Annotated in this window: 20 protein-coding genes, 1 tRNA gene and 1 pseudogene; 12 read left to right on the top strand and 10 right to left on the bottom strand. The window is 66.6% G+C overall.

Annotation, left to right across the window (positions count from 1 at the left end; all coding sequences use genetic code 11):
• Positions 1-201: 201 nt before the first annotated feature.
• A pseudogene (locus tag MOQ72_RS38835) lies at positions 202-639 on the top strand (IS701 family transposase); the annotation flags it as partial.
• Positions 640-898: 259 nt separating this feature from the next.
• Here MOQ72_RS38835 and MOQ72_RS38830 read toward each other — a convergent pair.
• The gene (locus MOQ72_RS38830; protein WP_372495633.1) at positions 899-1,600 is read right to left on the bottom strand and encodes a glycosyl hydrolase family 65 domain-containing protein; all 702 of its coding nucleotides are present in this window, start codon (positions 1,598-1,600) and stop codon (positions 899-901) included.
• A 202-nt stretch (positions 1,601-1,802) separates the two neighbouring features.
• Positions 1,803-1,979, bottom strand: a complete 177-nt coding sequence (locus MOQ72_RS38825; protein WP_242190969.1) for a hypothetical protein — start codon at positions 1,977-1,979, stop codon at positions 1,803-1,805.
• Positions 1,980-2,360: 381 nt separating this feature from the next.
• Between MOQ72_RS38825 and MOQ72_RS38820 the strand changes: the two genes are divergently transcribed.
• Positions 2,361-2,825: a MarR family winged helix-turn-helix transcriptional regulator gene (locus tag MOQ72_RS38820; RefSeq protein ID WP_242190967.1), complete on the top strand. Its 465-nt coding sequence runs from the start codon at positions 2,361-2,363 to the stop codon at positions 2,823-2,825.
• Positions 2,826-3,018: 193 nt separating this feature from the next.
• Here the strand turns inward: MOQ72_RS38820 and MOQ72_RS38815 are convergent, their stop codons facing one another.
• From MOQ72_RS38815 to MOQ72_RS38795, 6 genes are read right to left on the bottom strand one after another with little or no spacing between them, the layout of a single operon-like run.
• Positions 3,019-4,314 carry a HoxN/HupN/NixA family nickel/cobalt transporter gene (locus tag MOQ72_RS38815; protein ID WP_242190965.1) on the bottom strand — a complete coding sequence of 432 codons (1,296 nt, stop codon included), beginning with the start codon at positions 4,312-4,314 and terminating at the stop codon, positions 3,019-3,021.
• Entirely contained in the window at positions 4,311-5,429 is a 1,119-nt protein-coding gene (locus tag MOQ72_RS38810; protein ID WP_242190963.1) for an MIP/aquaporin family protein, read from the bottom strand. Before MOQ72_RS38810 ends, MOQ72_RS38815 begins: the two co-directional genes overlap by 4 nt.
• On the bottom strand, positions 5,426-6,052 hold the full coding sequence (nthA, locus tag MOQ72_RS38805; protein WP_242190961.1) for a nitrile hydratase subunit alpha: 627 nt from the start codon (positions 6,050-6,052) through the stop codon (positions 5,426-5,428). The genes MOQ72_RS38810 and nthA overlap by 4 nt, the downstream gene beginning before the upstream one ends.
• Before the next feature lie 2 nt (positions 6,053-6,054).
• Positions 6,055-6,366: an SH3-like domain-containing protein gene (locus tag MOQ72_RS44925; RefSeq protein WP_308198050.1), complete on the bottom strand. Its 312-nt coding sequence runs from the start codon at positions 6,364-6,366 to the stop codon at positions 6,055-6,057.
• Positions 6,363-6,695: an SH3-like domain-containing protein gene (locus tag MOQ72_RS44920; protein WP_277955327.1), complete on the bottom strand. Its 333-nt coding sequence runs from the start codon at positions 6,693-6,695 to the stop codon at positions 6,363-6,365. The genes MOQ72_RS44925 and MOQ72_RS44920 overlap by 4 nt, the downstream gene beginning before the upstream one ends.
• Before the next feature lie 34 nt (positions 6,696-6,729).
• Positions 6,730-6,867, bottom strand: a complete 138-nt coding sequence (locus MOQ72_RS38795; protein ID WP_242190959.1) for a hypothetical protein — start codon at positions 6,865-6,867, stop codon at positions 6,730-6,732.
• A gap of 466 nt (positions 6,868-7,333) precedes the next feature.
• Here MOQ72_RS38795 and MOQ72_RS38790 point away from each other — a divergent pair, with 466 nt between their 5' ends.
• Together MOQ72_RS38790 and MOQ72_RS38785 are read left to right on the top strand one after the other, a co-directional pair.
• Positions 7,334-8,716 (top strand): FAD-dependent oxidoreductase, encoded by a 1,383-nt coding sequence (locus MOQ72_RS38790; protein ID WP_242190958.1) that lies wholly within the window; start codon positions 7,334-7,336, stop codon positions 8,714-8,716.
• A 42-nt stretch (positions 8,717-8,758) separates the two neighbouring features.
• Positions 8,759-10,642: a Na+/H+ antiporter gene (locus tag MOQ72_RS38785; RefSeq protein ID WP_242190956.1), complete on the top strand. Its 1,884-nt coding sequence runs from the start codon at positions 8,759-8,761 to the stop codon at positions 10,640-10,642.
• Positions 10,643-10,920: 278 nt separating this feature from the next.
• Here the strand turns inward: MOQ72_RS38785 and MOQ72_RS38780 are convergent, their stop codons facing one another.
• Together MOQ72_RS38780 and MOQ72_RS38775 are read right to left on the bottom strand one after the other, a co-directional pair.
• A complete protein-coding gene (locus MOQ72_RS38780; RefSeq protein WP_242190955.1) occupies positions 10,921-12,090 on the bottom strand; it encodes an alpha/beta hydrolase fold domain-containing protein in 1,170 nt (389 codons plus the stop codon).
• 316 nt (positions 12,091-12,406) lie between these two features.
• Complete coding sequence (locus MOQ72_RS38775; RefSeq protein ID WP_242190954.1) at positions 12,407-13,306, bottom strand: cupin domain-containing protein; 900 nt, start codon at positions 13,304-13,306, stop codon at positions 12,407-12,409.
• 736 nt (positions 13,307-14,042) lie between these two features.
• On the opposite strand from MOQ72_RS38775, the gene MOQ72_RS38770 reads away from it, so the two are divergent.
• From MOQ72_RS38770 to MOQ72_RS38735, 8 genes are all read left to right on the top strand, one after another.
• The gene (locus tag MOQ72_RS38770; protein WP_242190953.1) at positions 14,043-14,669 is read left to right on the top strand and encodes an isochorismatase family protein; all 627 of its coding nucleotides are present in this window, start codon (positions 14,043-14,045) and stop codon (positions 14,667-14,669) included.
• 194 nt (positions 14,670-14,863) lie between these two features.
• Positions 14,864-15,412, top strand: coding sequence for a YceI family protein (locus tag MOQ72_RS38765; RefSeq protein WP_242190951.1), 549 nt, complete (start codon positions 14,864-14,866; stop codon positions 15,410-15,412).
• On the top strand, positions 15,412-16,539 hold the full coding sequence (locus MOQ72_RS38760) for an NAD(P)-dependent alcohol dehydrogenase (protein WP_242190950.1): 1,128 nt from the start codon (positions 15,412-15,414) through the stop codon (positions 16,537-16,539). The genes MOQ72_RS38765 and MOQ72_RS38760 overlap by 1 nt, the downstream gene beginning before the upstream one ends.
• Positions 16,536-17,435: an alpha/beta hydrolase fold domain-containing protein gene (locus tag MOQ72_RS38755; protein WP_242190948.1), complete on the top strand. Its 900-nt coding sequence runs from the start codon at positions 16,536-16,538 to the stop codon at positions 17,433-17,435. The genes MOQ72_RS38760 and MOQ72_RS38755 overlap by 4 nt, the downstream gene beginning before the upstream one ends.
• Positions 17,432-18,340: an LLM class flavin-dependent oxidoreductase gene (locus MOQ72_RS38750; protein WP_242190947.1), complete on the top strand. Its 909-nt coding sequence runs from the start codon at positions 17,432-17,434 to the stop codon at positions 18,338-18,340. The genes MOQ72_RS38755 and MOQ72_RS38750 overlap by 4 nt, the downstream gene beginning before the upstream one ends.
• Positions 18,341-18,432: 92 nt before the next feature.
• Positions 18,433-19,056, top strand: a complete 624-nt coding sequence (locus tag MOQ72_RS38745; RefSeq protein WP_242190946.1) for a hypothetical protein — start codon at positions 18,433-18,435, stop codon at positions 19,054-19,056.
• An 803-nt stretch (positions 19,057-19,859) separates the two neighbouring features.
• A complete protein-coding gene (locus tag MOQ72_RS38740; protein WP_242190945.1) occupies positions 19,860-20,642 on the top strand; it encodes a hypothetical protein in 783 nt (260 codons plus the stop codon).
• A 295-nt stretch (positions 20,643-20,937) separates the two neighbouring features.
• Positions 20,938-21,085 (top strand) — tRNA-Pro (locus tag MOQ72_RS38735).
• The last annotated feature ends 222 nt before the right edge of the window (positions 21,086-21,307 follow it).

Raw genomic sequence — 21,307 nt, 5'->3', positions numbered from 1 at the left:
ACACCGTTGCGGCACCTGCACCAACGCTGCAACGACGGGTGCACCAACGCCGCTGTCCTGTTCGCTGAGATCAAGGCACGCGGCTACCGCGGTGGCCAGAAGATCCTGCGCGAGTACCTTTTGTGCGTCGGGAGTGTCAGGAATCTTGATCTGACGCTCCCCAGTCCCCTTCTGGTAGTTGATCTTGTTGTGTTGGCGGAGATGGTGGCTGAGTGGTCGGCGAGTTTTGAGGTGTTCCTGGGCCGGTTTGCTGGGCGGTTTCCTCGGGTGGAGTCGCGTCGGCGGATGCGTTGGTATGTCAGGGGTTTGCCGGGCAAGGTGGGGCGGAAGAACGGGTGGACACTGGCTGAAGCGGCGGGTGATGACGGGCCAGAGGGGATGCAGCGGCTGCTGAACTTCTATGCCTGGGATACCGACGGCTTGCATGATGATGTCCGTTGCGCAGTGGTTGAGCATATCGGTGATGCCGGTCAGGGCGTGCTCATTGTCGATGAAACCGGGTTTGTGAAGAAGGGCACCAAATCCGCCGGAGTTGGTCGCCAGTACTCCGGTACGGCGGGCCGGATCGAGAACTCGCAGATCGGTGTGTTCCTCGCTTACGCCTCTCCCCGGGGACGTGCCTTGATTGACCGCGAACTGAGTGGGCACGCGCGAACCTGACGCGCTTCGCCGACGGCGAACACCTGATCATCGTCGCCGTGCGCATCGCCGGGTTTGGGGATATCGGGTGGTCATCGGCGATACTCCCAGCGTCCCGCACCGGGCCGCGCCTCGCCCGCAACTACGCGACGTGGAGACTCGACGGGACAACCGGGAGGGCACCCCGACGTGTGTATCGGGTACACATGATGCCGGGGATCCGGCGGAGTGGAGCGACGACAGCAACCCAATCGTGTGATCACAATCCCGAGATGGTGGGGCCGCGGTGGGCCGGGGGTCGGTGGGGCGCGGGGTTCGGCGGCGGTGGCGGGATCGGCAGGGTGATTGGCTGGTTCTGGGTGAGAGTGATCGGCGTGCCGTGGTGGGAGGTGCGGACCAGCTCTCCGCGAACCAATTCATAAGTGGCCTTGTCGGCGTGGATGGTGATGCAGATCCTGCAGTCGCGGACGCACATTCGGAAGGAGATCCCGCTGAGTTCGGGTGGTAGCCGGGGGGCGAAGGTGAGTTCGCCGTTGTGGTCGCGCATGCCGCCGAATCCGGCGACGGTGGTGATCCATGCACCGGCCAGTGAGGCGATGTGCAGGCCTTGGGCCACGTTGTGGTGGAGGTCGTAGAGGTCGGCCAGGGCGGCTTCGGCGAAGTAGTCGTAGGCGAGTTCGAGATGGCCGACTTCGGCGCTGAGCACCGCTCGCACGCCTGAGGACAGCGAGGAATCCCGCACCGCGAGTGGCTCGTAGTAGGCGACGTTGCGGACTTTCTGCTCCGGCGAGAAGGCGTCGCCGCGCAGCCACATGGCCAGCACGAGGTCGGCCTGCTTGACCACCTGCTTGCGGTAGAGCTCTTCACCGACAGCTTGTCCAGGTCGGTCATGGCTCCGCCGCCCTCCGTACTCTCGATGGATGCCTACAAACCTGTGCGCTGCGCCGACGAGCCTGACCAAGAAGGGCGAAGTAGAGCCGCTGCCGCGCGATCAGGCGTGGGAGGACCTCCTTGGCAGGCAAGACGATTGAACGTTCGCCGAATGCGGCCCATCTCACTTGCCTACGCGCACCAGCGTAGGTCCGCCCGTAACACGCGCTCAACTTCTCAGCTTGCGTTGAAGGTGGACGCTGGTGGGCGCCCACCGAGACCGCCCGTCACTGTCAGCTACCTTCAGCAGCTCGCGGCTGGTCGTCTCGGACGATGGTGGCGAGGACGTCGTCGAATACCTCGATCGAGGTGGGGTGGGAGTAGACGGCGTCGCGGAGTTCGGCCGCCTTGACATGGTGCCGCATCGCGAGCGCGACAGTGTTGATCAGTTCTTGCGCGTTCTTGTTCATGCTGACGAGTTCGTGGTCCGCGCACAACGACGATCAGTGCCCGTCAGGTGACCGGGACAGTGTCGAAACCGCCGCGGTCACGGTCATTTGACGAGCCACCTGCTGGGGGCTGCGGACCACGAGGCGACCGAGTTCTTGCGCTCGTATTTCTCCAGCGTCACGTCCGCGCGTTCGCGGAGCACCCGTCATCTGACTGTCTTGTCCGACGGAACTACTGGCTGTAGGCGGAGGGCGTCTCGCGGTCGGCTGGCGACGTGGTGCCGCGCTGTCCCCGAGCTGTAACGGAGCGGCGCGCCACCCGGGAGGCATCCGTCGCGAACGTTTATTATCGATCGTTACGCGGCAGCACTTGGCGGCCGCGTAGGTCGAAGGAGGCGGTGAGTGGTTACCCGGGCGGAGCGCAACGCGACGAATCCGGATCTCGGGGTGCTGGCCGCTAGGCTGCTGTTCGCCGCTCAACGTGAGCTTTTTGCGAAGCTCGTGGCCCAGGGGTTCGATGACATACATCCTCGGCATGGAGTGGTGCTGGCATACCTCGATCCGGGCGGCGTGCGCGCGACCGAGCTCGCCCGGCTGTCCGGCCAAGCCAAACAGGTGATCGGTGGGATCGTTGACGAACTTGAGGCGCTGGGCTACGTGGTACGTCAGCCCGACCCCGTCGACCGCAGGGCCAAGCTCGTTTGCCCGACCGAACGCGGGCTCGCTCAGATGCGCGCGGCAGACCGCATCATGGCGAGCATGCAGGATCGGCATGCCCGCCGGGTAGGGCGAGAAGCCTACGCCGAGTTCAAGCGCGTCTTCATGGATGTCACCGAGCACCAAAGGCGGAAACTCTCGGTCGAATGATCCGGTGGGAAACCGGGTCGACGAAGGCAGAGCTCCTCCGCGTTCGCGCACCCGCATAGCCACCGGTCGGGATGCGGCTGGGTAACACAGGTCGAGTAGTAAGCGCCCGGCGGCTAATGGCCCGGTTGAGATCTCCACTCAGGTACGCCCCTTGCGCATAGTCGTCTTTTCTGATAGTCGCAATCTTTAATCATTAAGGATGTGTACACCTAGAGGTCGACGAGCACCGAGGGAGAGCCGATGCGCTCCTCGCCTTCATCGCTGAGACGCTGAGACGCTGAGCCAAGAGTCGTGCGCACTCGCTGCCTGACACACACGGAGAAGAACAAGGAGTCGTCGTGGCGAGATAGCGATGAGCTGATCGTCCAGGCGGCGGATCGGGTCGACGATGTGGCCGACCTTCTTCCGCGAGGACGCCCGTGTACCCCGAATCCCCAGGACAGCGGCGACCGGGATCGCGGACCGATCGCACGTGGCGGAAGCCAGCGGCAGCCGCCCATACGACGAGGAACAGCGCGACGATCAGGTAGCCCAGGTTGTCGAGGTCGAGCGCGGCGAACCAGGACGTTATCGGGTCCCGCAGCCGCAAGCTGTCGTGAGTCAGGCTGACCAGCTCGACCGTCCCCAGCCCCAGCGCCACCAAGACCGACAGCCAGGTGATGGACATCGTGTACCGCAAGGTGCGCAATGGGTCTGCAGTCGCCCAGCCGTAGACCGCGGTCATGAAGATACCGTCGAGGGTGTCGAACAAGGTCATTCCGCACGCGAACAGCGCCGGCAGGATCACCACCGAGTACCACGGGACACCGGCGGCGGCCTTGTTGCCCGCCACCGCCAGCAGGGTGATCTCCGTGGCAGTGTCGAAGCCCAGTCCGAAGAGCATGCCGACGGGGAACATCTGGCGAGGACTGTGCAGCGACCTGGTGAACCTGCGCACGAGCCGCGCGACAGTTCCTCGGTTGTCGAGGACGCGCCCGAGGTCGCCGTTGGTCAGCTCACCTCGGCGGGCCCGACGGTAGACGTTCCTGGCGCCCAGCGCTGACACGAGGTTCAGCAGGCCGACGAAACACAGGAACAGTGCGGACGCACTCGTGCTCACCACGGCGAGCACCCGGTGCGGGCCCGACGACTCGGTGGTCATCGTGGAGGCGAACTCGGCACCGGCGGCGACCACCACGGTCAGCAACAGCACGACGGCAGAGTGCCCTAGAGCGAACCAGAAGCCGACGGTGGAGGAGGCACGGCCGTCGCCGAACAACCTTCGCGCCGTGTTGTCGATTGCCGCGATGTGGTCCACGTCGAAGGCGTGCCGGGCACCGAGTGCGAAGGCAGCCAAGCCGACGCCCAGTCCGATGCCGCTCCCACTGGTCTGCGTGCCGACCATGGCCCAGAGTCCGGCGTACAGCACTACGGTCACCGCGACTATGGACGCCAGCAGTGCGACCAAAAAGCGGTTGGTACGTAGGAAGGCAGTCACAGAGGTTCTCATGAAGCCTGCGTTCCAGCACGGCTCGTCGCCGCACGACTGGGCGGTTCCGCGTCCGCGACCCGGACCGAGAACGACTCACCGAGGCGTTCTGCGGTGAACCCCAGTTCGGACATCACGCTCGCGAGTGCGTCCACCATGGTTTTCTCGACCGCAGTCACGCGTTCGTCGATGGGCGAGAAGGCGGCGGCGTGCGGTGCCCAACTGATGAGCAGCCCGCCGCCGTATTCGGCCGGACATTGCCTGACCTCCACCCCGCCCGCTGGGCCCCCGCCGTAGATGGTGAAGCCCGCCAGTTCGAGTTCCTGGCAGACCTTCCGTCGGAACGGGGACTCGACGGCGGCCGGATGAGACTGCTTGTCGAAGGCCGGCCCGCACAGCTTGCAGGTGCGAGGAGACCACGCGTTGGTCAGCCGCAAGAGAGCGGCGGTGATAAAGGCACCCCCCAGCGGAGCGAGCATGTAGATCCAGAAGAAGTGGAAGTCCGAGCCCAGCACGAACGGACCGAAGTCGCGTGCGGGGTTGAAGCTCCCACCGGACGTCGCACCGGTTGCCGCGATCAGAACCGCGAACAGCCCGCCGATCACCCACGGCGTCTCCCTCGGCCGTGGCTTGGAGACCAGCCACGACAGTACGAGCAGCAGCACGACGACGCTGAACGTCTCGCCGACCAGGACACCCACGGCGCCCACCCCGGGGCCGGGCTGGATCAGACCGTCGGAAATGTCGTGCATCCGCCCGCCCCAGCAGAGGCGTGCCACGAGCACGCCCACGACGGACCCGACCAGCTGCACCACGGAATACGCGAGCGCGTCACGAACGGACAACGCTCCGCGAAGGGCCATGAACACGCTCACCGCGGGGTTGAGGTGCGCGCCCGACCTCTTGCCGGCTGGCGTGACGGCGAAGATCGCAACAGTGCCTCCGACGACGAGACCGATGACGAGCAGCCGCACCTCCAACGGCCAGGTTCGCAGCGGTGCGGCCGGAGCCATGGTCAACGCCACCGCGCTCAGCGCGTCGAAGACCAGTACTGCAGTTCCGACTGCTTCGGCAGCCCAAGCGGCCGGTCGCCACCCCTCGGCTTTCCGATCAAGGAGCCGGTCGGCGAGTGTCACGGTTTCCGTGCCGTCGTCACGCCGATCATCGCGTCCCGGGTGACCAGTTCCGCGAGTTGTTCCTCGCTCCAGCTTTCGGTGCCCTCCGGGCGCATGGGTAGGACGAGGTAGCGCATGTTCGCGTTGCTGTCGTGGACGCGGATCGTCACGTCGTCGGGCACACGAGTGCCGAACTCCGCCAGCAGCGCTCGTGGCTCGCGGACAGCACGGGCCCGGTAGGGGCGGCTCTTGTACCAGTCCGGTGGCAGCCCGAGCACTGGTCGCGGATAGCACGAGCACAAGGTGCACACGACGAGATTGTGGGTGTCGCCGGTCTGCTCGAGGACGATGAGCTGCGTTCCGTCGTAGTTGTCGATCCCGAACTCCTCGATGGCGGCTGTGCCGTCGGCGAGCAGCCGTTCTTTGAAGGCGGGATCGGTCCAGGCACGCGCCACGAGAGCGGAGCCGAGGGCCGGTTCGTGCGCGTCGAGCGTCTCGATCATGGCACGGACCTCGTCCGCGCCGATCAGACCTTTCTCGACCAGAATTTCCCGGATCGCCAACTGAAGCACGTCGAAGTAGTCCGGTTCCCCCGGAGCCTGCTCGATCGGCGCGTGCGGGTCGTCGTGCGGGTGTGTTGCCACGGTCACTCCTCGTCGTTCGTAGTGTTCGGAATCGGCTCCAGCCAGTGCTCGTAGATCTCGAGTTCGAGCACATCGGACGGCTGGCCTTCGTAGTCCGGCCACAGCGAGCTCTGACTCAACCGCACGCGGTAGAGCTGGGTCTCGGTGCCTTCGTTGACCCCGTACGCCTCCAGCTCGGGGTTGATGAAGCGAGGCAGCACGCGTTCGATGGATCCTTGCTTTCCGCGCACGTACACCGGGGTTCGCACGTGACCGGGCGCGTACCGCTCGGAGATCCTTACCGCATCGCCTTGCCGGAACCGGGTCGACGTCACGAGTCCTCCCGCAACCGCTCGCGGATCTCGGCCATCTTCTTTCCCAGTCCCTCGCTGGTGATGATCTTCTTCTCGATGAGGACCTTCGACGCGGAGACTGCCCACCGTTCGTAGTAGGTGAGCTTCGCGATCATTTCCGAGCCGAGGTCTTCGACTCCTCGCCGTTTCTCCTCGGTGTTGACCAGCTTGTGGTCGTCGAGCACGTCGAGCAACGCGTGACAGCTCTTCTCGAACGGCGTCATCTCGTGCTCTGTCCCGCTCACCGGCCCCTCGGGCAGCCCGCCGAGGTCGTGTGGCGGCCGGACCACCAGTCCGCTCTTCTCCGTCATCCGCTACTCCTCTTCGATTCCCACCGTTTTCGGGTTATCCGGTCGTCCGAGCTTCGGCGCCGACCATCCGCGCGTGCTTCGCCACCGCTTCGATGACGTGGTGAAGCAGGTCCACAGTCCTCTGGGGCTCGGTGTCCACTTCGTCGTGGATGGCGCGGAAAGCACCGGCCACGGTCCGCAGCCGCTCGGTTAGGAGTCCCGCGGCCGGGGTGGCTTGCTCACAACGTGGTCATGCTTAATGACTGTGCCGGTGGTCGTCAACATGTGTGACGGTACGAAAATATGACCAGTTGGGAGACTGGTCGGTACATGAGCTGATCTCGACAGAAGATGATCCGACCATGCGTGGTTCGCTCCGTCGTTTCAGTGCACAATGCTACTGTGAATAGGCAAAAAGGAGCAAAATCCTGTGGATGCTGACCAAAATCTCTGCAGTTTGCGCGTCGTCGGATGAACTGCGGACAACTCCCTGGTCGTGATGAGACCTCCGTCCTTTGTGGATGTCATGCGAGTGCGAGGGACAGCAGGTGGTGGAGTAGCATCCGCGTTACGACCAGCTGCCGGCCGTGAACCGATTTCGATGAAAACTGAGCCTTTCATGTGTGGTCAACGTTTCCGGGGCGGCGAATGCTGAACACATGGACGATACGCACTTCGATTTGGTGGTCATCGGGTTCGGCAAGGGCGGCAAGACACTCGCCGCTACGTTGGGGCGGCTCGGGAAGCGGGTTGCCATGATCGAGCAGTCTGCCGTCATGTACGGCGGCACCTGCATCAACATCGGCTGCGTTCCGACCAAGGCGCTGGTCCACCACGCCGAGCATCCCGGCGCGGGCACGCCCGGCGAACGCCACCACAGGGCCGTCGAAGCCACGCGCGCGATCACGACCACCATGCGCGGCAAGAACTTCGCGATGCTCGACACGATCGACTCCGTCACCGTGATCACCGGCCGGGCGACGTTCCTCGACCCGAAGACGGTGCGGGTCACAGCGGGCGACGACGTGCTCCACCTCACCGCGGACACGATCGTGATCAACACGGGCGCCGTGCCAACGATCCCGCCCGTTCCGGGCCTGCGGGAAAGCACCCGGCTGCTCACGAGCACCGAGCTGATCGACCTCGACCACCTGCCGAAGCGCTTGGCGATCCTCGGTGGCGGTTACGTGGGTGTGGAGTTCGCGTCGATGTACGCGCAGTTCGGCAGCGCCGTCACGGTGCTCGACGCGGTCCCGAAGATCATGCCGCGCGAGGACGACGACATCATCGAGGCGGCCACCGAGATCCTGCGCGGGGTCGGCGTCGAATTCGTCACCGGCGCCAGCGTCACCGAGGTGCGCGACATCGACAACGGTGTCGAGATCACCTACGAAGTCGACGGCGAGACGCACATCCTGGCCGCCGATGAAGTGCTCGCGGCGACGGGGCGCAAACCGGCCACGGAGGGCCTCGGTCTCGCCCGCGCCGGCGTGCGCACCACACCGACCGGCGCTGTCGCGGTGGACGAGTTCCTGCGCACGAGCCAGCCGCACATCTTCGCCATCGGCGACGTCAACGGCGGCCCCCAGTTCACCTACATCTCCCTCGACGACAACCGCATCGTCGCCGACCAGCTCCTTGGCAGCGGAACGAGGTCCACAACGGATCGGAAGTTCGTGCCGTTCACGGTGTTCATGACACCGCCGCTTTCCCGCGTCGGCCTCACCGAACGCGAAGCCGTCGAACGCGGGCTGCCGGTGAAGGTCGTAACGAAGGCCGTCGCGGACATCGCGGCGATGCCACGGCCCAAGATTGTCGGCGAGACGCGCGGGCTGATGAAGTTCGTCGTCGACCGCGAAACCGACCACGTGCTCGGCGCCGTGCTTCTGAGCGTTGATTCGCAGGAGCTGATCAACCTCGTCACCCTCGCCATGCGCCACAACGTGACCGCGACCGAACTGCGCGACGCCATCTACACGCACCCAGCGTCGACGGAAGCGTTCAACGAGGTCCTGGCCACGCCACCCATTCGTACGGCGTGAGTTGCCTCCGAAGGAACCGCCGAACAGAGGGATGATGCGCACGTGGAGGTAGCCGCGGAACTGGCGGGGCTGGTTATCGTCGTCCTGATCGTGATGGCGGTGGCGCGGCGCCTGGACTGGTCGGCGCCGCTGTGCCTCGTGGCGGTCGGTGTAGCGGCGTCGTACGTCCCGGGACTTCCGAACTACGAACTCGATCCCGAGGTGGTGCTCGTCGGGCTGCTGCCGCCACTGCTGTATTCAGCCTCGGTCCAGACGTCGCTGATCGCGTTCCGGAAGTTGCGCGGGCCGATCGTGCTTCTGTCGGTGGGGCTGGTCGTGTTCACCGCGTTTGGCGTCGGGCTGGTGGCATGGGCGGTCATCCCGGGGCTGCCGCTGGCGGCCGGGATCGCGCTCGGCGCCGTGGTCGCGCCGCCCGACGCGGTCGCCGCGAGCGTCGTCGCGCGGCGTGTGGGGATGCCGCGCAAGCTCGTGCGGCTGCTGGAGGGCGAGAGCCTGTTCAACGACGCGGCCGCGCTCGTCGCGCTGCGTACGGCTATCGCCGCGATCGCCGGGTCGATCAGCTTGTGGCAGGTCGGGCTGGACTTCGTGCTGGCGGCCGCCGTCGGCGTCCTCGTCGGGTTCCTCGTCGGCACGCTCGTGTCGTTCGTGCGGACCAGGCTTGACGAGCCAGTCACCGACACCGCACTGTCGTTCGCGGTGCCGTTCGCTGCCTACCTGCTCGCGGAGATCGCGCACGGTTCGGGCGTGCTGGCGGTGGTCGTGGCTGGGCTGATCCTCGGGCACACGGCGCCGCGCGTGCAGTCCGGACCGGCGCGGCTGGCGAGTCGGCTGAACTGGCAGACCGTGCAGTTCCTGCTGGAGAACATCGTCTTCCTACTGATCGGCCTGCAGTTGCGGCGGATCATCTCCGAGGTCGCCGAGACCGGGCTGCCGTTCTGGGAACTGATCGGAATCTGCCTCGCTGTGCTCGCCGCCACGATCGTGACGCGCGTGCTGTGGCTCCTCGGGATCGGCATGGCGAAGCGCGTGCTGCACCGCTTCCACGTCGACCATCGGGTGACGGTGTGGCCGTGGCGCTACACCGCCGTGATCGCGTGGGCCGGGATGCGCGGAGTGGTCACGCTCGCCGCAGCGTTCGTGCTGCCTGCCGACACCCCGCAGCGTGCGGTACTGGTGCTCGCGGCGTTCGTCGTGGTGGCAGGCACGCTTGTGGTGCAGGGCATGACACTGCCGCCGCTGATCCGGCGGCTACGGCTGCCGCGGCCCGACCCGGCGGAGGACGCGCTGCAGGAGGCGGCGGTGCTCAACGACATGACCCGCGTTGCGCTGGCGAAGCTTGCGGAGCTGCAGACCGACGACGACCCGCCGGAGATCGTGCAGCGGCTGCGCAACCGGCTGCAGGACCGCGCCGACTCGGCGTGGGAGCAGCTCGGCAGGCAGAGCGCGTTGGCCGAGACCCCGACCGACGCCTACCGCCGGCTGCGCTTGCAGTTGCTGGAGACCGAACGCGAGGAGTTCATCAGGGCGCGAGACCGCGGCACAGCCGACGATGACGTGCTGCGCCGCGTGCTCGCGCGCCTGGACATCGAGGAGTCGATGCTCGATCGCGAGGATGAGGAACCCTTGGACGGTGAGGGACGGGAGCTGAGCACACCCGTCGCGACGGGTGGCTCGTGCAAGCACCTCAAGCACGAGTGGCAGGACATCGAACCCAGCTCGCCGGACACGTGCCAGGCGTGTGTCGCGGAAGGCGCGACGTGGGTGCATCTGCGCGTGTGCGCCAAGTGCGGCAACGTCGGGTGCTGCGACTCGTCGCCGGGAAAGCACGCCACGCAGCACTTCCACGACACGCGCCACCCCGTCATGGTCAGCTTCGAGCCGGGCGAGTCGTGGCGGTGGTGCTTCGTGGACAATCAACTGGGTTAGCGCACCGGAGATGTCGTCCGACTCGGCCACCAATTCCGTGCGGCGCTGGGTCAACTGGAGTCCGACAGATGCCAGCCTTGGTGGTAGCCGCGTCACCCTGGAGCGCCCATTCCGGCCACTGTGGACGGAAGATCCCTGAGCCTGAACGTCGGGCAGCTGGGCGTGATCCCGAAGTTCGCCGACTACGCGGAGGTCGCCCGATGCCGCTGGCGGGCGGCGGAGTGAACCCGCGGGCCGGTCATCTTCCGGGGTGAGGATCGGCCCGCGGGCCCACGGTGTCAGTTGCGGTTGTCCAGCTTCTGCTGGATCCAGTCGGTGACCGTCGGCCAGATGGGGTGAGTCGGGTGGACCACGTCGAAGTGTGTGCCGCCTTCAACCTCGACGTAGCGGGCGGTGCCGCCCTCGGCGTTCGTCTTCTCGGTGTAGCGGCGGCTCCACTCGGCGGGGACGGCTTCGTCCGCGGTGCCGTGCACGGCCAGGACGGGGACACCGGCGTTGGCCAGTTCGAGCGGGGAGGCCCAGCTGTAGCGCTCGGGGTGGTCGGCGAAGTGGCCGCCGAGCAGGAGGTTGACGATCCCTTGGCCGACGGCATCGGCGACCGCGGGCCACGCTTCAGGGCGGGCTGGCTCGGGAGCGTCCTTCGGTGGCTCGGCGTTGGGGTCGGCGAGGACGACGCCGAAGCCGGTGGCGTCGGCCGTCTTGAGATCGAGGGCGCCCGCGAGGGAAACGATGCCGAGCGGGACGATCCTGGGGTTGGCACCCGGTGCCTCGGGAGGAAGCACCCCGCGGTGGGCGGCCCAGGTGGTCAGATGCCCGCCGGCCGAGTGGCCGACGATGACCACCCGGCTGGTGTCCAGCGCGGGGTCCAGGCCGTCGACCGCGTCGACGGCCGCGGCGATGTCGAGGAAGGTTCCGGGCCAGCCGCCGCCGGGCTCGCCGACGCGCCGGTACTCGATGTTCCACACCGCATAGCCACGGGCGACGAGGTCGTCGACGGCGTCGGTGACCTGGCGGCGGTCCCACATGGCGGTCCAGTAGCCGCCATGGGTGAGCACCACGACAGGAAAGGGACCACCGCCCTCAGGCAGGTACAGCTCACCAACCTGTGCAGGCTCGGGGCCGTATGCGATGGTGCGGACCCTGCGCGGGCCGTCCTGGGCGTCGTCGTACCGCAGGCCGCGCTCGGCACTGACCACCTCGTCGATCGTGCCGAAGAACGCCGCAATCGCCGGCAGGTTCGCGCCCTTGGCCGCCGACTCGTCCCACGCAGCGTCATCGGTCCACTCGACGAAGTCGAGCCACGTCTCGTCGGCCACGCGTACCAGGCGGGCGGAGAGGAACCCGCGCCGGTCGGTCCGGAACGCCTCGACCATGCCTGGGCGAGCGTCCAGCATCGCCTGGGTGTTCTCCTTGGTCACTGTGAAGGTGGTCATCTCGATGACAGACATCGTCCACTCCTAGTTCACGTTCTGGTCCGGCAGCTGAGCTGCACGATGGTCATAGCGGTTGACCACTTTGGCAGCATATTCCCGTTTGATGGGTAGATATCCAAACTGGTCATCGACGATGACCGTCAAGACGGATGATCACATGGTACAGGCGGGGCACATCTGTCCGATGTGGATCTGGTCGTCGTTGCACGAGGACCACGAGCCGCTACGGATGGTTCATCGCGCCGCGGGGACGGTACGTTCGCTGGCCGCCAGGTCGGCATCGGCGCAGGTTGCGCCTTCGGCCGTGCGGCGTCCTTCGAGCCGGGAGCCGTCACCCGCTCGCCACTGCGTTTTTCCGGAACTGCGCTGGTGGTGCGCCCACCGTAGCGCGGAACGCTTGCGCGAACGCTGATTCCGAGCGGTACCCGACCTCGCTCGCCACGCGGGCCACGGAGTGGTCGGAGCGCGTCAGCAGGTCGGCGGCGACCATCATCCGGATCGCGGTCAGCAGTGTCGCCACGGTGGTCCCGGTGCGGGCGGTGAAGCGGCGCAGGAATGTGGCGCGTGACATCGATGCCGCGGCGGCCATGCGGTCGATCGTCCACGGTTCGCCCGGACGTTCGACGATGTCGGCGATCACACGGCCCAGCACGTCGTCCCCCATGGCGGTCCACAGCGCGGGTGTGTCGAGGCGCTGGTCGGGGCGGCTGCGCAGCGCCATGGCGAGCAGTGCGTCGCACAGGGAGCACACGACGGCGCCTGTCCCCGGGCCGTCGAACTGGGCTTCGCCACGCAGGACGTCCGCCAACGTGAGTGCCGGGGTGTCCAACGTGACGTGCACCAGTGACGGCAGCAGGCGGAACAGCAGCGTGCCGGCAGCCGACTCGAAGTGGTAGTGGCCGCAGAACAAGTCCAGTTCGTGCTCAGCACCGACGGTCCGGCGGGTCACGAACGTCGGGCCCGGTTCGTCCTCGAACCGGCGCCGTCGTCCCGAAGATGCCGTCACCTGGTGTGCGTCGCCGTGTGTGAGCAGGAGCAGATCGCCGGGACCGAGGTCGACTGCGGACGAACCCGTGGTCACGGTGCAGCTGCCTTCCAGAACGAGGTGGAACGGTACCTCGCCTGGGCCCGCGGCCTCGTTTTCCAAAGTGAACTGTCCGGCCATCAGGCAGCGCACGTCCAGACCACCTTCGAGGTGCGCCAGCCGGATGAGTCGACTCACGCCGTCCATGAGCCGATCCCGACGGAAAATGAGCCGCTCATGCGTAGTCCCCTCTCGCGATCCGGCACACCATTCAGCAGTGGAGACCAAGCCCCAACAGAAAGATCGTTCATGTTCAACAAGCCTTCTGCCGAAGTTGCTTCGGCGAGTGTCGATGTAACCATCGTTGGTGGAAGCTTATTCCTCGCAACGTCGATCTCGACGAGCGCATCACCGGGCGGCGGTCAGGACTGGTGGTCGCGACTGCACTGACGTGGTCGTGCGGCGGGTCCGCGACTGCTCGATCCGACTCAAGTCTGAAATCCCCTACGGTTGCTGCCTCTTTGACGACGGCGCACCGGGGTGTGTCGCCAGGCGGGCGCCACTGAGCCTCGTCGAGGCGAGTGCGGGCACCGATCACGACGATCGATTCTCGCCGGGTTTCTGGTCGTTCACCTTCACCTGGTCGCCACGGTGTCGCTGATCGAAAAGTGGGTTGAGGTCCTGGAACCAGTCGGCTGGCGGATCCTCCCGGCATCTTCGCTGGCGTCTTCACGGTCTTCGTCGCAGCCATCGCCGTCTTGCCGGACGCCGCGCGCTTCGGTCGCGGTGGCCATCGCGGCCTTGTTCTGCGCCGTGACGGATCTTCCCGTGCGAGTGCGGGGTTTTCCAAAAGATAGTCATGATTTTTGACAGTCAAAATTTTTGACTATACTGTCGCCGAGGCGGCGGATGGACCGCCGTTTCAGTTGGGGAGGAGTTTCGAATGACTGCGGGCAAGTTCACCGAGAGGCTGACGCGGGATAACGCGGCGGTTGTGCTGGTCGATCACCAGGTCGGGCTGTACAGCGGCGTGCGCGACATCTCGGTCGGGGAGCTCAAGCACAACGTGGTGGGTCTGGCGAAGGCGGCGCAGGTGCTTGGCGTGCCGCTTGTGGTCACGACTACCGCAGCGGACAGCTTGTGGGGTCCGCTGATCCCGGAGCTGGCCGAGGTCCTGCCGAAGGGCCTGGAGGTGTTCGACCGGTCCACGGTGAACGCCTGGGACGACGAGCGCGTGCAGGCGGCGATCCGGGCGACGGGTCGGAAGAAGTTGATCTTCGCGGGCGTGTCGACGGAGGTGTGCCTCGCGTTCCCGGCGATCACGGTCACCGGCGAAGGTTTCGACGCCTATGCGGCGGTCGACGCATCGGGCACGTTCTGGCAGGCGAAGAGGGAGGCGGGCCTGCTGCGGATGCAGCAGGCGGGCGTCATCCCGGTGGACTACGCAACCGCCATGGTGGAGATCCTCGGCGACAACGCCGACCCGAAGGCCAACGACGTGTACGCGGCACTGGAGATGCCCTTCGCGGTGCTGGTCGGCCAGATCGCCGCGGCCTACACCAAGAGCTGACTGCGGGCTGGCAGCCCGCACGAGAGACACGGGCGGCCGACGGCGGGGAGATTCGGTGCGCCGGCACGACGTACCAACGCGGCACGTTCCGCTTGCTGTTCCGCCGCTGTCCGGTGGCATCGGACAGCGACGGCCGCTTCTCCACCACGAACCGCAGCATTCACCGGCTTTCACCGAGATGAGGAATGACGACGATGAGCATTGAGATCAAGCCCGGTCGGTACGAGATCGACCCGGTGCACTCCTCGATCAGCTTCTCCACGCGGTTCGTCGCCGCGCGGGTTCGCGGCACCTTCGCCGCCTTCTCCGGCACCGTCGAGGTGGCCGAGGACCTGGTGAAGTCGTCGGTGACGGCGACGATCGACGTCGCGTCCGTCCACACCGGAATCGAGGCGCGGGACGAGCACCTGCGCAGCGGGGACTACTTCGACGTTGCCGGCCACCCGGAGGCGACGTTCACCTCCACGGGCCTGGAGGCCGACGGTGACCGCTACACCCTCCGGGGTGACCTCAGCATCCGTGGCACGATCCGCCCTGTCGAGCTGGACCTGTATTTCACCGGCGACGGCGTCGACCACTTCGGCAACTTCCGCATCGGATTCCGCGCTACCACTCGGGTGTCGCGGTCCGCGTTCGGCGTCGTCGGCAACGTGTCGCAGCCGGGCGGCCCGTTGCTGATCGGCGATGCCACCGAGCTGACGTTGGAAATCCAGGCGACCACACCTGCCGGTGGCGAGTCCTGATGCCCACGACCACTTCCGCGATGACCGTTGCGTCGGCGGGAGCGCCGTTCACCCGCCGTGCGCTGGAGGTGGCAGATCCGCGCCCGGACGAGGTGCTGGTGCGGGTCGAGGCCGTGGGCATGTGCCACGCCGACTTGGCGGTGCGGGCGGGGGAGTTCCCTTTCCCGCTGCCGGGCGTGGCCGGGCACGAGGGCGCCGGGATCGTCGAGCAGGTCGGCTCGGGCGTGACCACCGTGCGCCCGGGTGACCGGGTGGTGCTGACCTTTGACTCCTGCGGACGGTGCCGGGGCTGTGTCTCCGGCGTCCCTTCGCAGTGCTACGAGTTCGTGGCCCGCAACTTCACCAACGGCGCCCGGCCCGACGGCACTCCCAGCCTGCACGACGGTGACGGGGTGGTGCACGGGAACTTCTTCGGCCAGTCCTCGTTCGCTACGTACGCCCTCGCCCGGGAGCGCAACACCATTCCAGTGCCCGCGATCGCCGCCGACGTGCCGTCGTCGGTGCTCGCGCCGCTGGGCTGCGGCATCCAGACCGGCGCGGGCGCGGTGTTGAACGTGCTGCAGCCGGAGGCATCCTCCACCGTGGCCGTGTTCGGTGCCGGGGTGGTCGGGTTGTCAGCCGTGATGGCCGCGGCGTTGCTGCCGATCGAGCAACTGGTCGTGGTCGACGTGCTCGACTCCCGTCTTGAGCTGGCCCGCGAGCTCGGTGCGACCACGGTCGTCAACTCCCGCACCACCGACCCGATCGAGGCGATCAAGGACGCCACCGGGGGCGGCGCCGGGCACGTCGTGGAGAGCAGCGGTGTGCCGGCGGTGCTGGTGCAGGCCATCAAGAGCCTGCGCGTCGGCGGCGCCGCCGCGGTGGTCGGGGTGCCGCCGTTCGGCACCACCGCACCGATCGACGTGGCCGACGTGGTCAACGACAGCAAGCGCGTGATCGGCGTCGTGGAAGGCCGCAGCAACCCGCCGACCTTCCTGCCCGACCTCGTCGCTCTCACCGCCGCCGGTCGGCTGCCGGTCGAGAAGCTCGTCACCACGTTCCCGCTGGGCGACGTCGAACGCGCCGCCGAGGCGATGAAGAACGGCACCGCCACCAAACCCGTGCTGCTGCCGGAGAAGAACACATGAGAACCCTCAGCGCCGAGCTCACCGAGGCACATCAACTCCTGACCACGATGGGCGAGCACATGCCCGTCGACGACCGGCCAGAACACGTCCGTCACCGCGACGCCTACCGCCGCTGGAGCGAGCAGTTTCCGGTCCCCGCCGACGCCGTCATCACCGAGGCCCCGGGCTTCCCGGGCCGCACGGTGACCACACCGGCGTCGACGGCCGACCGGGTGCTGCTGTACTTCCACGGCGGCGGCTACACCGAAGGTGCCTCCTACAACCACAGGGAGATGGGCGCCCGGCTGGCCACCGCAGCCCGAGGTGTTGTACACCTGCCGGACTACCCGTTGGCGCCCGAGCACCGCTTCCCGGCCGCGCTCGACGCCGCAGTGGTGGCCTACCGAGCCGTGCTCACCACCGTGCAGGCGGACCGCATCGCCGTCGGCGGTGACTCCGCTGGCGGTGGCCTGTCCCTGGCTTTGTTGCTGCGGCTCAAGGAATTGGGCCTGGCGTTGCCCGCAGCGGCGGTGCCGGTATCGCCGTGGACCGATTTGACGGTCTCCGCGCCCTCGTTCGCCGACCGCGCCGACCGCGACCCATTCGTCACCCAGGAAGGCTTGCGATCCTTCGCGGCCAACTACCTGGGCGCGCACGACCCGCGCGACCCGCTCGCGTCGCCGCTGTTCGGCGATCTCACCGGCCTCCCGCCGATCCACATCGAGGTCGGTACCGAAGAGGTCATGATCGACGACTCGCTGAATTTCCACGAACGCGCCCTGGCCGCGGGTGTGGCCTCGGAGCTGGTCGTCACCGGGGGCGCCCCACACATCTGGCAGCACTTCGCCTCGTTCCTTCCCGAGGCGGCAGCGTCGATCGACCGCATCGGCGATTTCGTCCGGGAGCACGTGGCATGAGTCAGGACCTGCAGTTCGGCGTCTCGCTGACACCGATCAACGATGTGGCGGGCAATCTGTTGTTCGCCTTGGCCGCGGAAAAGGGTGGCCTGGACCTGATCGGGCTCCAAGACCACCCGTACGTGCCCGAATACCTCGACACGTTCGTCCTGGCCGGTGATCTGCTCGCGGCCACGCGGCAGATCACCGTGTTTCCGGACGTGGCGAGTCTCCCGTTGCGCCCGCCCGCGTTGCTGGCGAAAACGGCGGCGGCACTGGACCTCGTGTCCGGCGGCCGCTTCGAGCTAGCCCTCGGGGCCGGTGGCTACTGGGACGCCATCACTCGCCTCGGTGTACCAAGGCGCAGCCCGCGGGAAGCCAATGAGGCGTTGGAGGAAGCGATCACGGTGTTGCGAGCCCTGTGGGCGGAAGGCGACACCCCGGTCCGGTTCGAGGGCGAGTACTACTCGGTCTCGGGAGTGCGCGCAGGTCCGGCGCCGGCGCACCCGATCGAGATCTGGACGGGTGCCCAGGGGCCGAATGCGCTAGCTCTGACGGGCCGGATCGGCGACGGCTGGGCCGCGCCAATCGCCTCGTATCTGCCGTATGAGAAGTGGGCAGAGGCCAACAGGATCATCGATGAGGCGGCCAAGGCCGCCGGGCGCGACCCGCTCTCGGTCCGCCGGATCGCGCAGGTGGTCGGCACCGTCACCGCGACGCCGGGGCAGATGCGGGTTACGCAGGGCGCCGACCCCGTGCGGGGCACGGCTGAGCAGTGGGCGAACCTCCTGGCGCATCTGGGCACCGAGCAGCCGTTCACCTCCTTCGTTTTCTGGCCGGAGGTGCAGTCCACCGACCAGGTCACTGCCTTCGCCCGCGACGTGGTGCCTGAGGTCCGCCGGCTTCTGGACGCGGCGCACGTTTAGCGGCCGGTCAGGCCGAAAACGGCATGGCACCATCGGCAGCGCGGAAGCGGCCAGGTTTGGCATTTGCTATGCCGCTTACCGAGGGGAACAACATGATCGAGTCACTGGACCACGAGGCAGTCTTCGAACAGGCGTGGGCCGCACCGGGCACCACATCGGTGGAGCTGCCGCCGGCACGGGTGAACGACGTACTGCGCGAGCATTACGACGTGCGGCCACCGTTCGCCTACACCGGTGCCCAGCTGTGGGACATGGAGGTGCGCAAAGCGGCCGCGCCGGACAAGTACATCCCGACAGTGGTGAAACCGGGCAGCGCGGAGAAGTTTCCGAGCGTGCGCCACGGCCGGTTCGAGGACTTCACCCGGGTGTCCGACCAGCGGCTGTGGGCTGACCTCGACCACTACGCCACGATCATCGAGCATGTCCGTCTCGACCACGAGAACCGGCACGCGTACTTCGTCGGCGCCGAGCGCTTCGAAGCGCCCGATGGCCGCGTTCTCACCGCTGGCGCCAGCCAGCCGATCTTCCACGTCGAACACTCCGTGGGCGGCCCGGAGGACCACCCGCTCAACCTCTGGCGAATCGTGCTCCTGACCGACGAACCGGACCGCTCCCTGGCGGCCGCCTTCGACGACTACGCGAATGACCGCTACCTGCGCGTGTTCATCGAAGTCCACCTCCGCAGTGACCTCGGGCGCGAGCTCATCCGTCGCTAACTGATCGTTTCAGAATGAGTTGAGCTGCGGGTCTTGTGCTTGTCGATCTTGGTCGGCAGGCGCTCCAGGGTGCGAGTTGATCTTTTTCCCGACGATCTGGGGGGTGGGTGGCTCCACTCTTGCCACCCCTTCCCGAGCGGCGCCGCCGATATTCGGGGGCGACTGCGTGTTCCGGACCGAACGGCGCTCGCCGGCGTCATGTACGTGTTACGGACCGGTGTCCCGCGATGTCCAGGCCGTTGTGGAAGATCACCGCGTTCGTGAGCAGAGCGTTGAACTTCATCCAGCTTGCGGTGCCAGTTCAGCAGTGTGCTCGGCTTGACGGGGAAGACCTGTGCCCAGCGGCGCCGGGTATCAGGGACGACAGTACTGGGAGCCAGAGCCGGTCGGCTGGCTCGTATCGGCCACGGCCATGGAGTTGACGGCGCAGTCCCGCATTCTTGTGCCGCGACACCAGCAGCTCTGTTTCCTTCGAAGTCTCGCGGCGCAGGTTCCTGCGCTCACCGGCGGCGCCATCGTCACGACAGCGTTGTCGGCACGAAAGCTGTGCCTACGGCATGGCCGTGCCGAGCCCGATGCTCCGATGAGCGCGGCGGAACTCCTGCTTGCGTCCCTGCCTGAACTGACCGAGACGTACCACCGCCATGGTGATCCGCGCGCCGTCCGGAGCCGACACCCGGAGGCCGTGACCTCTGGTAGGTGATCTGCCGTGATTTCCGGTGCGCAGCCTCGCTGACGTGGTTCACTGGTCGGCGTTGTCGGCTGGTGGGGGAGAGCGGTTGTTGCGGTGGTGTACCTGCCCGGTGGGGCTGGAGTGGCGTGCGAAGCGCGATCAGTTGGTCCGCGCCGTGCTGCTGTCGCTGGCGGCGGTCCTGATGGTGTCAGCGTGTTCGCTGTACTTGGTCGAGCTGGGACTGCTGCACCCGGTCTGGGTGGCGCCCATCGGGGAGACGACCGGTCTGGTGTTAGGGTTCGGGTTCCTGCTGCGTAATCCGATGGCCAAGGCCCGGTTCGCCTGGGGATCCTTGTCGACCGGTGACTGGATCAGCGTGGTGTTCTTTCCGGTCAGCCTGGCGATGGGGTGGGGCGACTTCTGGCGTGAGTTGCGCGGGCACGCACACCTGATCGCGGTTGGCCTGTCCACAGTGGGGGCGTGCGGGTTCTTCATTGCGTTGATGTTGTTCGGCATGAAGATGGCTCGGGCTATCAGGTCTGCGGTGCGGGTTCCGGGGCAGCCCGTTACCGTGGACGTACTCCGCTACCAGCGGCGCCACGTCTGGCACAGGGTCCACTGTGACGTGAACGTCGACGCGGACCGGTACAAGCGGCAGGTGTCGGCCGCCGCTCGTCGGCGCAGGAAGGACCGAAACTCACGGCGAGTCCAGGCTTTCTACCGGTGCGTGGATGCTTTGATCCGCCCCTACGAGAATTCGACATCCTGGATGTCCGCCGCCCTTGCCTCCGGAGGTCTGTTCATCTGGCTCGTGCAGAACGTTAAGCCCGGCCCCCTTGGCGTGCTAATTCTGGCATCGCCGCTGCTCACCATCCCCATCATCGAGACAGTCAGGTCGCGTCTCAGCCGGTGACGGCGTGGAATCTGCGCTGTCCAGCGTTGGCTGAAGCCGTGCACCGGATTTGGGCTGCGCATCGCCGGAAGGTGAGGAGAGGAGAGTTGTTGCAATGGGAACCAGGATCGCGACTCGTGTGGACGTGAAGTGGCTACACACCAGGCAATTCTTGGTTGGCGAGCGTAGCGCCACTGGCCGAGAACGTGCGTTGCCGGGTTCGAGCGGACCTGTAGGCGTTGGCCGCTGGCAGTCGCACAGCGCGTCGTCTGCGGTGTTCTAGTTGTCCGGCTGGAGCAGGAGCGAATCTGGAGCGAGGGATGTACCGTAGTGGTGTCGAACTGCGTGGAACCGCGGTGAAAGGATGCTTTTTGTGCTGCGGTTTCTCGGTTTTCGCTGGTGACCGTCCTTTTAGGACATGACTGGGGGTCAAGGGGTCGCAGGTTCAAATCCTGTCGTCCCGACGGTCGGAAGGGCCCGCTGACTTGGCACGTAAGTGCAGGTCGGCGGGCTTTTTTGTGTTCTGGTGTGGATCACGGCTTGATCGCCTGGACAAGATCGAATGCGTCGTCCAGGAGCGAATCAGGAGCGTGGGCGTCAGGTTTTTGGCGGAACGTGCAAATGGGGTCGCGTTCGCTGGTTGCACTGTGTAGTTGTTGATGAATATTCGGTAACGGATCCCACCT

It is taken from the genome of Saccharopolyspora soli (genome assembly GCF_022678645.1).
In the GTDB taxonomy this organism is placed as follows: Bacteria; Actinomycetota; Actinomycetes; order Mycobacteriales; family Pseudonocardiaceae; genus Saccharopolyspora; species Saccharopolyspora soli.
This window is presented reverse-complemented; position numbering and strand designations above follow the sequence as displayed.